Annotated in this window: 11 protein-coding genes; 3 read left to right on the top strand and 8 right to left on the bottom strand. The window is 54.9% G+C overall.

The features are described 5' to 3' along the window. Positions 1–284 precede the first annotated feature (284 nt). Positions 285–1,709, bottom strand: coding sequence for an amino acid permease (locus ACMGGR_RS05615; RefSeq protein ID WP_414148358.1), 1,425 nt, complete (start codon positions 1,707–1,709; stop codon positions 285–287). 402 nt (positions 1,710–2,111) lie between these two features. Between ACMGGR_RS05615 and ACMGGR_RS05610 the strand changes: the two genes are divergently transcribed. Beyond that, a complete protein-coding gene (locus ACMGGR_RS05610) occupies positions 2,112–3,020 on the top strand; it encodes a DMT family transporter (protein ID WP_414148357.1) in 909 nt (302 codons plus the stop codon). Positions 3,021–3,127: 107 nt separating this feature from the next. Further along, a complete protein-coding gene (gene flk, locus ACMGGR_RS05605) occupies positions 3,128–4,162 on the top strand; it encodes a flagella biosynthesis regulator Flk (RefSeq protein WP_414148356.1) in 1,035 nt (344 codons plus the stop codon). A 2-nt stretch (positions 4,163–4,164) separates the two neighbouring features. Here the strand turns inward: flk and ACMGGR_RS05600 are convergent, their stop codons facing one another. Next, positions 4,165–4,611, bottom strand: a complete 447-nt coding sequence (locus ACMGGR_RS05600; RefSeq protein WP_414148355.1) for a rhodanese-like domain-containing protein — start codon at positions 4,609–4,611, stop codon at positions 4,165–4,167. 90 nt (positions 4,612–4,701) lie between these two features. Between ACMGGR_RS05600 and ACMGGR_RS05595 the strand changes: the two genes are divergently transcribed. Then, the gene (locus ACMGGR_RS05595) at positions 4,702–6,132 is read left to right on the top strand and encodes a PLP-dependent aminotransferase family protein (protein WP_414148354.1); all 1,431 of its coding nucleotides are present in this window, start codon (positions 4,702–4,704) and stop codon (positions 6,130–6,132) included. A gap of 8 nt (positions 6,133–6,140) precedes the next feature. Here the strand turns inward: ACMGGR_RS05595 and ACMGGR_RS05590 are convergent, their stop codons facing one another. The 6 genes from ACMGGR_RS05590 to fabB form a co-directional block, all read right to left on the bottom strand. Continuing rightward, on the bottom strand, positions 6,141–7,439 hold the full coding sequence (locus tag ACMGGR_RS05590) for a maltoporin (RefSeq protein WP_414148353.1): 1,299 nt from the start codon (positions 7,437–7,439) through the stop codon (positions 6,141–6,143). A gap of 26 nt (positions 7,440–7,465) precedes the next feature. Beyond that, on the bottom strand, positions 7,466–9,124 hold the full coding sequence (gene treC, locus ACMGGR_RS05585; RefSeq protein WP_414148352.1) for an alpha,alpha-phosphotrehalase: 1,659 nt from the start codon (positions 9,122–9,124) through the stop codon (positions 7,466–7,468). 14 nt (positions 9,125–9,138) lie between these two features. Next, a complete protein-coding gene (treB, locus tag ACMGGR_RS05580) occupies positions 9,139–10,554 on the bottom strand; it encodes a PTS trehalose transporter subunit IIBC (RefSeq protein WP_414148351.1) in 1,416 nt (471 codons plus the stop codon). A 250-nt stretch (positions 10,555–10,804) separates the two neighbouring features. Continuing rightward, positions 10,805–11,752 carry a trehalose operon repressor TreR gene (gene treR, locus ACMGGR_RS05575; RefSeq protein ID WP_246758012.1) on the bottom strand — a complete coding sequence of 316 codons (948 nt, stop codon included), beginning with the start codon at positions 11,750–11,752 and terminating at the stop codon, positions 10,805–10,807. 115 nt (positions 11,753–11,867) lie between these two features. Continuing rightward, entirely contained in the window at positions 11,868–13,043 is a 1,176-nt protein-coding gene (locus ACMGGR_RS05570; protein ID WP_414148350.1) for an MFS transporter, read from the bottom strand. 327 nt (positions 13,044–13,370) lie between these two features. Next, on the bottom strand, positions 13,371–14,591 hold the full coding sequence (gene fabB, locus ACMGGR_RS05565; protein WP_246758014.1) for a beta-ketoacyl-ACP synthase I: 1,221 nt from the start codon (positions 14,589–14,591) through the stop codon (positions 13,371–13,373). Between the last annotated feature and the right edge of the window lie 126 nt (positions 14,592–14,717).

Below are 14,717 nucleotides of genomic sequence, written 5' to 3'. Positions count from 1 at the left end.
AAATTAATCGGGCAATTGAAACGGGCTATAGATAGTGTTTTTCATTAAGCGGGTGCTGTTGGACAGACATATCGGCAGCAGGGTTGGATTTTGCTATTACCTGCGTAAGGGGCTGTGGCATGGGGGTCAGGCGGCAGGAGCGGCTTTTACTTTTGGCCCAGCAGGTTACTGGTGAACCGGCATCAAGGGCTGAGCAATTGAGTCACTGTTAAGGGTGCTACAGGTATGCTGTAAGGCAGCAAGGGCCGCCCGAAACACGGACAGCCCTTGTCATCAGCTCACCTTTATTTAGTTGCCTGAACGGCGCGGCGCTGAGGCTGCATCTTGCTGCTGACGGTCACTTTCTGCACCGCTCGCTTACGCGTTACGTAGAAGCTCAGCATCAGCATAATCACCGCCACGGCCAGCGTCATCAACGTTTCATAACGGTAGTCGGGTGAGATAAACATATAGCCCAGCACCATCAGGATGATGGCAATAGTAAACAGCGTCAGCCACGGGAACAGCCACATCTTAAATTCTGGCGTCTGGCCGCTGCGCTCCAGTTTCCGCCGCATAATCAGCTGGGAAACGGCAATGACCAGATAAACCAGCAGCGCAATGGCGCCCGTTGTGGAAAGCAGAAAATCAAAAACCTTACCGGGGAAAGCATAGTTTGCGAAGCAGCCAGCAAAACCGGCCAGCGTGGAAGAAAGCACGGCCACGCGCGGGACGCCGCCTGCGGAAACGCGGGTGCCGGCTTTTGGCGCGTCGCCACGCTGTGCCAGCGAATAAAACATTCTTGAAGCCGTATAAAGCCCGGAGTTCATGCAGCTACAAACGGCGATAAACACTACGGTGCTGACCAAAATATTTGCGCCCGGCAGATTGAGCACGTTCAGCACGTATTGAAAACTTCCCTGTTCTTTCAGTTGTGGATCGTTCCAGCCTACCAGCGAGACCACCAGAAAAATCGACAGCAGATAGAACAAGGCAATACGGTATACCACCAGGTTGGTTGAGCGGCGGATTTGCTCGCCCGGATTTTTTGACTCGGCGGCGGCAATGGTCACAATTTCCGCGCCGAAGAAAGAGAAGATGGTAATCAGCACGCCGGAAAGGATTGCGCCGCTACCGTGCGGCATAAAGCCACCATGATCCCATAAGCGCGACACGCCGCTTACTTTTGCCAAAGGCCAGTAGCCGCTTACCGCCACAATGCCGACGATGATAAAAGCGATAATTGCCACCACTTTGATAATGGAAAACCAGAATTCAAATTCACCGAAGTTTTTCACATTGAAGAGGTTGGTGATGGTCAGCAGAGTCATGATGGAAAGCGTATAAACCCAGGCGGGAACGGCAGGCAAAGCGGAGTGAAGGATATTGGCTCCGGCTATCGCCTCGACCGGCACAATCAGTACCCAGAACCACCAGTACAGCCAGCCGATAGTGAAGCCAGCCCAGGGGCCGAGCGCTCGGGCGGCGTAGGTGGAAAAAGAACCCGAATCTGGCTGTATTACCGCCATTTCGCCTAACATTCGCATAACCAGTAAAACCAGAAAACCGGTCAAAGCATAAGAAATTAATATGGCCGGGCCGGCAGTAGCAATCGCGCTGGCAGAACCGATAAACAGACCAGCGCCAATAATACCGGCAATTGAAATCATCGTGACCTGACGACTGGATAATCCGTCGCCAAGCGCGGAGTGCAGTTTAGGTGGGTTCATAGTTATTCCTGCATAGCATAGAGTTAGTGGCGTTAGTGCTTTTCTCCTGTGCAAATTCCCTTTCTTCGTTGCGCTGTCACACAACTGTCATTTCCTGAATTAATTCTGTACTTTACCGAAAAAGGAGTAAAAGCTTTCAGGTTGGTGAGTCATAGCCTTTTCTTATGTTGCTGATATGCAGCATTAATTTCCTGTCTCATCAGCATGAGTATCTTGACGTAACAAAAAATACACAAACGACAATTGGGAATGAACTGGCAACTTTTTTTCACCGAACGGGCTGGATGCAGAAAAATGGCGGCGTGATGCTGCGGTGACTGTGGCAGTAATGTGATAATCGTTGTTAATTTGTAGCAGGACAAAGGTACACTCTTCTGCCTGTTTATTGATTTGAGCATAAGAATGAATTTCCTTTATCCGCTGATGGCGGTGTTGATCTGGTCGTTCAACGCTATCGTCAGCAAAATTTCCGCTGGCGCTATCGATCCGGCCGCTATCTCTTTCTATCGCTGGTTAATTGCGCTGCTTGCACTGACGCCTTTTGTACTGCCTGCCGTGTGGCGTAATCGGCGTCCGATCGGGCCACATCCCTGGCAATTATTGACGCTCGGCCTGCTTGGCATGGTGCTTTATCAGAGCCTGGCCTACTACGCCGCGCACAGCGTGAGCGCGCTGTCGATGGGTATTCTGGTTTCACTGATCCCGCTACTGACCGTGCTAATCAGTATTGTGCTGTTAAAAGTTGCGCCGACGGTAGGCATTCTGATCGGCAGCGTGCTGTCGTTCAGCGGTCTGGTGTGGCTGATTAGCCAGGGCAATCCTGCGCAGCTGTTAACGCAGGGCATGGGTACTGGCGAACTAATGCTGTTTGCCGCCTCCACTTCTTATGCGCTGTATGGCGTGCTGACCCGCCGCTGGGCAATTCCACTGCCGAACTGGCAAAGTCTTTACGTGCAGATTGTGTTTGGCGTCCTGCTATTGCTGCCCGGTTTCCTGCTGGCAAAAGACGTTTCGCTAAACGCGCATAACCTGCCGCTGGTGCTGTTTGCCGCTATTCCGGCTTCAATTATCGCGCCTTTTTTGTGGATCCAGGGCGTGATGCGGATGGGTGCCAGCACCGCATCGATCTTTATGAATCTGACGCCCGTTTTTACCGCCGTTATCGCCGTACTGTTTCTGCATGAAAAGCTGCACAGCTACCATTTTATCGGCGGCGGCATTACTCTGTGCGGCGTGATTCTGGCTCAGCGGCTGCGTACGCCTTTACGCCTGAAAAAAACGGCCGGACGCCAGAAAATTGCTGAAAAATAATCGGCTCTGCGGCCCCTCGCCACTACCTATCGCAAAGCGGGATTGTTATCATAGCCAATCCCCTTTTTCCGGTGCGCCCCGGATAATTTTGAGTTAAGGATTTTGCCATGCAACCTCTTAGTGGCCCCGGTGCGCCATTACCTGGCGAACGTACGACGGTCGAAAACCGACCCGATACCAGCCGAACCGGCCCGGGAGACCAGCCGCTGACGCCCGCTCAGCGCACCACGCTGGAAAGGCTGATTGTCAAAATCATGTCCCTCAGCTCGTTGAAATCCCCGGAGCTGTGGGCTGGCCTGCGGCATGAGGTCGGCGTGAAAAATGACGCGGGACTGCTGTCGCGCCATTTCCCGGCGGCCGAGCAGTTTCTGAATACGCGTCTTTCCCAGGTGCAGAATACGCATGCGACCCGTCAGCTGTTTCAACAGCTGAGCGATCTGCTGCCTCAGGGTAATAATCGTCAGGCGGTCAGCGACTTTATTCGCCAGCAGTTTGGCCATACCGTGCTCAGCTCGCTGAATACCGACCAGCTGCGTCAGGTGTTGACGATGTTACAAAACGGACAGATGGCGATCCCGCAGCCGCAGCAGAATCGCGTTACCGACCGTTCGCTGCTGCCCGCAGAACACCATGCGCTTAATCAGCAGGTGGCGCGCCTGGCTGCCGTTACTGGCGAGCAGCCGGTCAAGCTGTGGACGTCGGCGCTGAAAGTGGTCAATCTGCACAGCGGTGACCCGATTCCTTCCCGCCTGTTCCCGCTGCTGACGCAATATTTACAGGTTAGCCAGACGCTCAGCCAGCAGCCTGCGCCCACGCTGCATTCACTGCTTGCCACGCTAAAGGTGCCATCCGATCATGCTGAGCAACGCATGCTGGAAGATGCCAGCCAGCAGCGGTTCCAGCTGCCGCCGCAGGCCGTACTGACCGCGGCACAGGCGCAGGATTTGATGAATCTGCTGTTCTCACGCCGCGCCGAGCGTCTGAAAGAGCTGCCGCTGGCCGACAGCGAAATCAATCCTCAACCCATCGTCGCGCCCATCAGCTATCTGCCAACGGCGCTACAGCCGCTGGTTAGCCGACCAGCCGTCACCGCTTTTACGGCGCTACTGCTGGTTATTTTCCTGCTGTGGGTTTTCCTCTGAGTTCAGCAGCCGCACGCCTGTAAGCTTTGCGGCGGCCACTCGCCTTTAGCGGTTCCCTGCGCGATCGGATGACGGTCGCGCAGCCAGAAATCCAGGCCGCCGATAAGCTCCTTAACGCGAAATCCTGCCGCCGCCAGCTTCCATGCGCCTTTGGTCGAACCGTTACAGCCGATGCCGTCACAATAGGTGATGTAAACCTTACTTTTATCCAGCGCTGCCAGCGTTTCAGCCGTCATAGTGGCGTGCGGAAAGCTTGCCGCGCCGGGAATATGGCCGGCCAGGTAATGTTCCGTTGAACGGGTATCGATAACAACGATAGCGGTAATGGCGTTAGCAAGATCCTGCGCTAAATCCCACGCGTCGGTATAGTAAGCCAGCTTCTCGCGTAGCCAGGCTTCACTTTGCACGGCTGACGGCGGTGGAAATTGTAAAACAGCGGAAAAGGTCATCGGGGTAGCTCCTTTGCTTAATGTCCCCGCAATGATAAGGTCAATGGGTCTTAATAATAAGACCCATTTTAACCGAAGAGTAAGACCATTATGCCGCTGGCCCGCGCTTCTTTTATTCAGATATTTGCTTCGCAGCACGGCAGAACGCTACGGGAAAAACTGTGCGCCGCTCTGCGCCAGCTCATCACCAGCGGCACGCTGCCGCAGGGCGAACGACTTCCCTCCTCGCGCCTGCTGGCTGGCGATTTGTCATTGTCGAGAGTAACGGTAGAAGCAGCCTATGCGCAGCTGGAAAGCGAAGGCTATCTGTTTCGTCAAACCGGTAAAGGGACTTTTGTTGCCGTTGGGCTGCCAGAGATGCAGCGCGTCAGAAAACCAGGCCGGACAGAAAAACCCGCGTTTTCCGCACGGGGAGCGCGCATTGTAGCGACCGGCGGCTGTAGCGATCCTCTTTTCCCTCAGGCTTTCGCCGCCGGTTCGCCGGATCTGCGTGCTTTTCCTCACGATATCTGGCGACGGCTGACCGTACAGCGTTTGCGCCACGAGCCGGAAAAAATGATGGGCTATGGTAGCCCGCAAGGGTTGCCGGAACTGCGTCAGGCGGTGGCCCGTTATCTCCACCTGTCGCGCGGCGTGCGCTGTGAAGCGGAGCAGGTCATCATTCTGACCAGTTCTCAGCAGGCGTTACAGATGCTGGCAATGCTGCTGTGCGATCCGGGCGAGCAGATCTGGCTGGAAGAGCCGGGCTATAGTGGCGCTCATCATGCTTTTGTCAGCGCGGGTGCCGCAGTCAGTACGGTGGCGCTGGACGATCAGGGTGCCAGAATTCCCGAGCGGCCAGCGGCCAAACTGGTCTACCTGACGCCTTCCCATCAGTATCCAACGGGCGTGGCGATGAGCCTGGCGCGTCGTCTGCAATGGCTGCATTTCGCCCGTACGCAAAATGCCTGGCTGATTGAAGATGACTACGACAGCGAATTTTATTACGACAGCCAGCCTGCGCCCGCCATGCAAGGGCTGGATAGCGCCGGACGCGTGCTCTATCTGGGCACGTTTTCCAAAACGCTGTTCCCTTCCCTGCGGCTGGCTTATCTGGTTGTCCCTTCCGCCCTGGTCAGTCCTTTTTGCCGCCTGCGCAGCGTCATGGACGGGCATAGCGCACAGCTTCTACAGGCAGTGACGGCAGATTTTATCAATAACGGTCACTTTCAGGCGCATTTACGGCTGATGCGTAAGCTGTATGCCAGCCGCCGCGATCTGCTTCTGACGCAGCTTTCAGCGAGGCTGGACGATAAGCTCAAGCCGCTGAGCCACCAGCACGGTTTACAGTTAACGGTTACGCTGCCGGATGGCGGAGAAGAGAGATTAACGCGCCAGGCTTTGCAGACGGGTTTGCTGCTGCCGCGGCTGTCGCCGTTATATCAGGGAACGGCGCGCCAGGAAGGCTGGCTGCTGGGATTCTCCGCCCTGCAGCGAGCGGAGATTATTAGCGCGGTCGACAAGCTTGCGCGCCTGTTTTAGTCACCGGTTTACCACATCACTTCCATCTGCGCGCCAAAGCTGACCTCATCGCTGTTTCCGCGGCTGAACGTATGCAGGCCGGTATCGCTGTAAGCCGTGCCGGAACTGAAGCCGTCGTCGCTTGCCGTGGCATAGCCCCATTTTTCATGCCATTTAGCCCAGCTAGCAAACAAACGCAGCGCCGGACGCGACCAGACGCTGTCACCCGCCTGCCACTGCTGCGCCAGCGTCACTTTATACTGGCTGTTGCGCTCGCGGGTACGCTGCGATTTGACGTTATCGTAACCGGCTTCCAGCACGGTGCTCATAATCGGCGTCCACTTATACATTGGACTTATACCCGCGCTGTACCATTCGGTGCCGTTGTTATTGTCACGATCGATATTCTGGTACATCGCCACATACATCATTCCCCACCGATTGTTGAAATCAATCGAACCGTGGTTGAGCACGCGGATCATCCGCCCATTGTTATCAACCGATGCGCCTTCGTTGCGACCGTTTCCCAGCGAGGTCATTGAATCCGTCGCATACTGCGCCACAAACTTATTGTTTCCTCCCGCTAAATCCTGCGTATGGATGGCCGTTAGCATCCAGCCTGCCCGACTGGCATCGTCCGCCAGTCGGTAGCCCTCCTGCACGTTGGCGCGGCCATAATCGAACCCCAGCTCTACGCTGCCGCCGGAATTGGTTTGCAGGCCAGCAAGGCGCACGTCGAAAACATCATTGACGGTTGGACGCTCATCCTGCTGAGAATCAATATAACCCTGCGAACCGCCCGACTCGCTGTTGCGGGTGACCGCCAGTGAAAGCTTGCCAAAACCCAGATCGACATTTTCCAGCCCGGCTCCCGGCCCGGAAATATCCCAGTAAAAGAAGTCGGTCATAAATACATCGTGGCGCTGATAGAAACGCTTACCGGCCCAAATCGTCGAGCCGGGCAGCGCGTCGATCAGATTGACGCCCGTGATGTTCACTTCGCGAAAACCCGGCGATACCGCTTCAAAATCGGCGCGCTGAGAAACGGCATAGGCCAGTGTAGTGTCGAAATAGAAGCTTTTATTGCCCTCCTTCCATGCCTCCTGGCCCAGTTTTAATTCCGCGTAGGTTTCGCATTCGTTGCCCAGTCGATATTTGGTTTGCGCGCCGGTGGCCTTAAAGCATTGCTGTTCGCCGCCGCTGCCGGTCCAGCCGATACCGGAACGGGCATAGCCGTGAAAATCCACCGCCGTTGCCGGTAAAGACATTGCGGCGGTAATCAGTGCGGCGAGAAGCGTTTTTCCTGCAAGTGTCTTGTCTTTCATCATATTATTCCCTTAATTGATAGAACGCGTTATTCCTGTAGCCACCATATCGCCTCAAAGGGCCGCAGAATGCAGGGCTGCGGCTGATGGGGCGCGTCGTCATAATTACTGATTACCCTGCGCCAGCCGGCGACGGCAATATCAGTGTTTTGCCAGTGAAGCGGCTCGCGGCGCAAATTGGCCACTACCAGAAGCCGCTGTCCGTTCCAGCATCGCAGGTAGCTCCACAGCGCCGGATGCAGCGGCGCAAGATCGTTATAATCGCCAGACGTCAGCAGCGGGAGCTGTTTGCGCAGGGCGATAAGCTGGCGATAGGTATGAAAAACTGAATCAGGATCGGCAACCGCGTCTTCCACATTTACCGTTAAGTAGTTTTGCGCGCAGCTCAGCCAGGGCTGGCCGGTAGTGAAGCCTGCGTTAGCTTCTGCGCTCCACTGCATTGGCGTACGGCTGTTATCACGTGATTTGCTGGCCAGTACGGAGAGTAAATCGGCTTCGCTGCGGCCTTCGGCGCGCAGTTCGGCATACATAGTCAGGCTTTCGACATCACGGTACTGCCCGATATGGCTGAAGCCCGGATTAGTCATCCCAATCTCTTCACCCTGATAGATATAGGGCGTGCCCTGCATACCGTGCAGCACCATTGCCAGCATTTTTGCCGCAGGAACGCGTAACCTGCCGTCATCCCCGAAGCGAGAAACGATGCGCGGCTGATCGTGGTTGCACCAGAACAGCGCGTTCCAGGCCCGTCCATGCATACCGCGCTGCCAGTGGTTGAAAATGCGCTTAAGCTCAATAAAATCGGGCGCGGCCAGCGACCACTTGTCGCCGCCGGGATAGTCGACCTTCAGATGATGAAAATTAAAGGTCATGGAAAGCTCGCTGCCATCACTGGCCGCATATTGCTGACAGTTTGCCAGCGTGGTAGAGGACATTTCGCCTACCGTCATCAGTCCGAGCGGCTGAAATACCTCACGGCTCATTTCCCGCAGATAGTCGTGAATCAGCGAGCCATCGGTATAGAAGCACCGTCCATCGCCCTCCCTGTCTTCAGGCAGTGCCGGATGCTTGGCAACCAGGTTAATCACGTCCAGACGAAGTCCATCAACGCCTTTTGCCGCCCAAAACCGACAGATTTGCTTCAGTTCATCCCGTACCGGCGGATGTTCCCAGTTAAGATCGGCCTGCTCAACAGCATACAGATGCAGATAATATTGCCCGCTGGCCTGATGCCATTGCCAGGCTGAACCGCCAAATTTAGAACGCCAGCTGTTCGGCGGCTGGCCATCCTTACCGTCCCGCCAGATATAAAATGGCCGATATGGGCTATCCGCATCCTTCGCGGCCACAAACCAGGGATGCTGCGTCGAGGTGTGGTTGAACACCATATCCATCACGATACGGATATTGCGCCGGTGCGCTTCGGCTACCAGCCGCTCAAAATCCTCCATGGTGCCGTAAAGAGGATCGATAGCGCAGTAGTCGGCCACGTCATAACCGTTATCAACCTGCGGCGAAATATACACAGGCGTTAACCAGACGGCATCCACGCCCAGCAAATGCAAATAATCCAGTCGGGAAATAACGCCGTTTAAATCGCCGTAGCCGTTGCCGCTGCTGTCCTGAAAACTTTTTGGGTAAATTTGATAAATAACGCCGTTCTGCCACCAGGCAACTGTCTTACTCATAAATAATCCTTTAATTATGCCGAAATTTCGCCACGCCTGGCCTTATAGCGGTAAAGCAACAGCGTTAATAATAGAGGGACAATAATTGCCACCAGCATCGCCGTCAGAAATACCAGCCAGAACTGAGGCTGAATAGATAAAATTCCCGGCAGGCCGCCGACGCCAATACTGTTAGCCAGCACGCCGTTTAATCCGCAAAGCAGTCCGGCGACAGAAGAGCCGATCATGGCGCATAGCATGGGAAAGCGATATTTCAGGTTAATGCCGTACATGGCAGGTTCCGTTACGCCTAAATAAGCGGAAATAGCGGCAGGAACGGATATTTCTCTTTCGTTAACTTTACGGCTAATAATAATAATGCCCACCACGGCGGAAGCCTGAGCGATATTCGATAGCGCAATCAGCGGCCACAGTGGCGTGCCGCCCGAGCTGTTAATCATCTGCAAATCAATCGCCAGCGTGGTCTGGTGTATGCCGGTAATCACCAGCGGCGCATAAAGAAAACCAAACAGCGCAGCGCCAATCGGCGCAAAGCTGCCGGTCATTAACGCGGTGACGCCCCACGCCACGCCGTCGCCAATCAGCCTGCCAAAAGGCCCGATAAGCGCATGCGCAAGAAATACGCCCAGCAAAATGGTGAAAATCGGCACCACGACCAGCCAGAGATACTCCGGCACCCATTTTTTCAAGCGGAGCTCAATCCAGGCCAGCGCCATACCGGCCAGCACTGACGGGATCACCTGCGCCTGGTAGCCTACCTTTTCAATCACAAACCAGCCGAAATCCCAGAAAGCCGGCGTTTGCTGCCCAAGCAGATAGGAATTCATCAGCTGTGGTGAAACCAGGGTGATACCCAGAACCAGACCCAGCACTGGCGTACCGCCCATCTTTTTTACCGTTGACCAGCAAACGGCTACCGGCAAAAACATAAATATCGCTTCGCCCGGCAGCCACAGGAAGTCATAGATATTTTGCCAGGCTGGATGCTGTTGCGCCAGCGTCTGCCCGTTGGGAAAAGGCAGGTCGCCGATAATATTGCGGAAGCCTAAGATTAAACCGCCGCAGATTAACGCGGGTAACAGGGGGAAGAAAATTTCAGCGAGATGAGAAAGCGCACGCTCATGTGCTTTCATATTCTGTCGCGCGGCCATTTTTAACTGTTCTTTATCCACCGAACCAGAACCGATTTTAGCCTGTAGCGCCTGATAATAACTTTCCACCTCTGTTCCGATTACAACCTGGAACTGGCCGGCATTGGTAAAACAGCCTTTAACCGCAGATAACGCTTCGATAGTTTTCGGTTGAGCAAGTTCAGGATCGGCAAGCACAAAACGTAATCGGGTAATACAGTGGCTGACGGCAGCAATATTTTCGCGACCACCTACCAGTTCGATCAGGCGATCGATATCCTGCTCTTTTATATTTTCCATAAAAGTCCCTTTATTAATTTATATTAATATGAAAATACCAGGAGAAATGAAAGCCCATTTAAATAACATGAAGTCCTGATAATTTAATAATCCTTTAACTTTACACTCACACTATTTACCGCTCCGCGTCCGCAAAATAGCGCGTTTTTTTAGTTTGCCGAGTGTAACTATTAATATTCCCGCCAGGAAAGGGAACGTTCCCATTCTGAAACGAAGATCACAAAACCCGTGGTTTTACCGGCAGGTGGATTCAGGAAATTTTGCAGGCAACAACAGCGTGCTGAATACCGGATTCGCCGTTTAGCTGAGCAAGCAGCTGTGTGGCCGCCAGTAGACCTGCTTCACCGTAGCCAAACTCTACCGACAGGGTCTCAGGGAATAAAAATTTAGCCAGCTGGGTATTACCGATAGCGCAAACCTGCACGTGACCGAACTGAGGCTGCTGCAAATATTTGTTAGCACCCAGCGCAATGCTGTCTGAGGCACAGATAAGCGCGGTAGTTTCTGGCCCCAGAACGCTGGCGGCACGCTCAAAGCCGTACTGATATGTCAGCTCGCCCAGCTCGCTAAGCGGGCTGAGCTGCAGGCGCTGACAGCCAGCAAGATAAGCCTGATAGCGCGAGGCTCCGGTGGTGGCGTCGCGCTGATCCACGCCGAGATAGCTGATATGCCGATGCCCATGCTGATAAAGATGGTCCATCAACAGGTTGACCGCGCCCCTATCGTCATAGCAGACCGAGGAAAAACCGGCGTACTGGCGCACCATAATCACCATTTTATCCTGCCACTTACTGAACATTTCTGCGCTCAGCCCGCTGAAGCCAAACAGGATGACGCCATCCACATGACGCTGGGCCAGCATCTGTAACTGCCCTTGTACCAGTTGCGGATCGAACTGGCTTTCCATCACGATGGGATCGAAACCCTGCTGATAAAACAGCGGCAGCATTTCCCTGACCGCCTGATTTTCAGCCGGAGAGTCGAGGCGCGACACGATAATACCTATTACCTTGTCGCTTTGTTCACGCATGGCACGGGCCGATCTGGATGGAGTAAAACTCTGCTGGCGAATTATCGCTTCAACTTTTTCACGCGTTTTTTGGCTGACGCCGCTTTCTGCATTGAGCACGCGTGAAACGGTAGATTTCCCTACGCCGCTCAGACGAGCAATATCCTTAATGGTCAGGCGATTATTCATACATCTGTTGAGAGTTAATAAGACAGGCTGCCAGACTAGCGTATTTAACGGCAATAATCAGCCGTGCTGAAAGGTCGGCCATTGCTACACAGCCGACCTGCTAGTAGCCCACAGGCTATTGCGTACGGGCGAAGTTAAGCGTGACGGCAATGCCCAGCGCCGCGCAGACAGCGCCAGCCAGATAGACGGAGCCGTAGCCCAGCGACGTTGCCAGAATGCCGGTTAGCGGGCCGCTGGCACCGTAGGCGATATCCTGAAAAGCCGAAAAGCCACCGAGCGCCGTGCCGCGTACCTGTGGCGCAACCCGTTTGACCACTTCGACACCCAGCGCGGGAAAGACCAGCGAACAGCCGCAGCCGGTTAATGCCGCACCGGCCAGCGCCATCCCGCCGTTGGTCGCCAGGCCTAGCAGCAGTAAGCCGAGCGCCTCGATCGCCAGCGAAATCAGCGCCACGCGCACGCCGCCCAGCCGATCCGGCATCCAGCCAAACAGAATACGCATCAGGACAAAAGCCATGCCGAAGGCGGTCAGCGCGAAGCCCGCATTGCCCCAGTGCTGACTGGCAAAATAGAGCGTGGTAAAAGTGCCGATAACGGCAAAACCCGTTCCCTGAAGCGCGAGCGCAAAACCGGGTGAAAGTATCTGCCCCACCACTTTCCACAGTGAAGGCCGTTCGCCGTCGTGCGTCGGCACGGGTTTAACCCAAAAGTTAAACAGCAGCGCGAAAACAGGCAGCACCACCGTGGCAATGCCCATCGCCTCAAAACCCCAGCGGGTATGCAGCCATAGGCCAAGAGGCGCACCGACAGCCAGCGCGCCATAAATCGCCATGCCGTTCCACGACATCACCTGGCCCGAACGTTTTGGCCCGACCAGCCCCATTCCCCAGGTAAGATTGCCCGTCAACAGCTGGCTTTCGCCAAAGCCGAGCAGCAGTCGCCCCGCCACCAGCAGCGCAAACTTTGCCATCACCGGCACCGGTAATATCGCCGCCAGTACATAAGCGACGCCAACCAGCGTACAGGCTACCATCCCCTGTAGCACCGAGCGTTTCGCCCCGCGCTGGTCGGCCAGCCTGCCGGCATAGCCACGCGTCAGCAAGGTCGCGAAGAACTGGATGCCCACCGCGACGCCAACCATTACGTTGTTCAGCCCCAGCTGCTGATGGACGAACAGCGGGATCACCGGCAACGCCAGGCCAGCGGTCAGATAAGTTAAGAAAACGGCAAAGGAGATCGAGGCCAGAGAGACGGTCGATCGAGAAGAACTTTCATGAGTAAGGGAAGACATTAATCCCGCTGCTCCTTAAAGATGAAGGGCGTGGCGTCAGACACACCCAAAAAGCTGCCGCTATAGCGACAGGCCGGGTGCGTTGATTTACGTTAAACGCTTACGCAACATCGTTAAGATATTGGGGAAAAGATAGCCGCAGCGTGACGAAAAACTTTCCGGTTGTCAAGCAGTAAGGCGCGTAATAGCTCCAGACAGGCAGTATAACTGATTAAAACCGAGACACTATTTATGCAGGAAAACACTGTTTTTAGCGGAGTAAAAAGCGGAGAGATAAAAAAGGATGCCCTTGCGGAGCATCCTTTTTTACAGCGTAAAGCCGAGCCGTTACAGCTTGCGCATCACCAGCGTGGCGTTGGTGCCGCCAAAGCCAAAGCTGTTAGACATTACGGTAGTCAGCTTCTGCTCGGTTGGTTTGGTCACGATGTTCAGACCTTCCGCCGCCGCGTCCAGCTCGTCAATGTTGATGCTTGGCGCGATAAAACCGTGCTCCAGCATCAGCAGCGAGTAGATAGCTTCCTGCACGCCCGCCGCACCCAGAGAGTGACCGGTCATGGCTTTGGTAGCGGACATCGCTGGCGTGTTGTCGCTGAATACTTCGCGGATCGCGCCCAGCTCTTTCACATCACCAACCGGCGTAGAGGTGCCGTGCGTGTTCAGGTAGTCGATTGGCGTATCCACACCCTGCATCGCCAGACGCATACAGCGCATTGCGCCTTCGCCTGATGGGGCAACCATGTCCGCGCCGTCAGAGGTTGCGCCATAGCCAACAACTTCCGCATAGATATGTGCACCGCGCGCCAGCGCGTGCTCCAGCTCTTCCACCACTACCATGCCGCCGCCGCCAGCGATGACGAAACCGTCGCGGCTGGTGTCGTAGGTGCGAGACGCTTTTTCTGGCGTTTCGTTATATTTGGTAGAGAGTGCGCCCATTGCATCGAACTCGCAGGACATTTCCCAGCACAGCTCTTCGCCGCCGCCCGCAAAGACTACGTCCTGTTTGCCCAGCTGGATCTGCTCAACGGCGTTGCCGATACAGTGTGCAGAAGTCGCACAGGCGGAGCTGATGGAGTAGTTTACGCCGTGAATTTTAAACGGGGTCGCGAGGCAGGCAGAAACGCCGGAAGCCATTGCCTTGGTCACCATATAAGGACCCACGCCGCGCAGACCTTTAGCACGCATGCCGTCAACGCTTGCCGCCTGGTTGTACGGCGAACCGCCGCCGGAACCGGCAACCAGACCCACACGCGGGTTGTTCTGGTACTGTTCAACGGTCAAACCGGAATCTTTTACCGCTTCCAGCATGGAAATATAGGCATAAATGGACGCATCGCTCATGAAACGCAGGGATTTACGGTCGATCAGACCGGCGATCTCGTCTTTAGAGAGCTTGACGTTGCCCCAAACGTGACTACGCATGCCGGAATCTTTCAGCTCCTGAGAGAAGGTAATGCCGGAACGGCCTTCACGCAGAGACGCAAGGACTTCCTGTTGGTTATTACCAATGCTGGAAACGATACCCAGGCCAGTAATCACTGCACGTTTCATTCAATACCTCGTTAACTACTTATATTAGGATTCGACACGCACTTTAGCGTACAGTTGTAAGCCGAACAAGTCCGATCTGCTTTTAACTTTTGTAAATTTGCGTGGTCGCACCCCGGCGGTTACAAT

The organism is Erwinia sp. BNK-24-b, assembly GCF_047456155.1.
GTDB lineage: Bacteria > Pseudomonadota > Gammaproteobacteria > Enterobacterales > Enterobacteriaceae > Erwinia > Erwinia phyllosphaerae.
This window is presented reverse-complemented; position numbering and strand designations above follow the sequence as displayed.

Bases quoted from the DNA above. Each gene is read 5' to 3' on its own strand.
- flk (WP_414148356.1), top strand. From the start codon at position 3,128: ATGCAACCTCTTAGTGGCCCCGGTGCGCCATTACCTGGCGAACGTACG.
- ACMGGR_RS05600 (WP_414148355.1), bottom strand. From the start codon at position 4,611: ATGACCTTTTCCGCTGTTTTACAATTTCCACCGCCGTCAGCCGTGCAA.
- ACMGGR_RS05615 (WP_414148358.1), bottom strand. From the start codon at position 1,709: ATGAACCCACCTAAACTGCACTCCGCGCTTGGCGACGGATTATCCAGT.
- ACMGGR_RS05595 (WP_414148354.1), top strand. From the start codon at position 4,702: ATGCCGCTGGCCCGCGCTTCTTTTATTCAGATATTTGCTTCGCAGCAC.
- ACMGGR_RS05570 (WP_414148350.1), bottom strand. From the start codon at position 13,043: ATGTCTTCCCTTACTCATGAAAGTTCTTCTCGATCGACCGTCTCTCTG.
- treB (WP_414148351.1), bottom strand. From the start codon at position 10,554: ATGGAAAATATAAAAGAGCAGGATATCGATCGCCTGATCGAACTGGTA.
- treC (WP_414148352.1), bottom strand. From the start codon at position 9,124: ATGAGTAAGACAGTTGCCTGGTGGCAGAACGGCGTTATTTATCAAATT.
- ACMGGR_RS05610 (WP_414148357.1), top strand. From the start codon at position 2,112: ATGAATTTCCTTTATCCGCTGATGGCGGTGTTGATCTGGTCGTTCAAC.
- treR (WP_246758012.1), bottom strand. From the start codon at position 11,752: ATGAATAATCGCCTGACCATTAAGGATATTGCTCGTCTGAGCGGCGTA.
- fabB (WP_246758014.1), bottom strand. From the start codon at position 14,591: ATGAAACGTGCAGTGATTACTGGCCTGGGTATCGTTTCCAGCATTGGT.
- ACMGGR_RS05590 (WP_414148353.1), bottom strand. From the start codon at position 7,439: ATGATGAAAGACAAGACACTTGCAGGAAAAACGCTTCTCGCCGCACTG.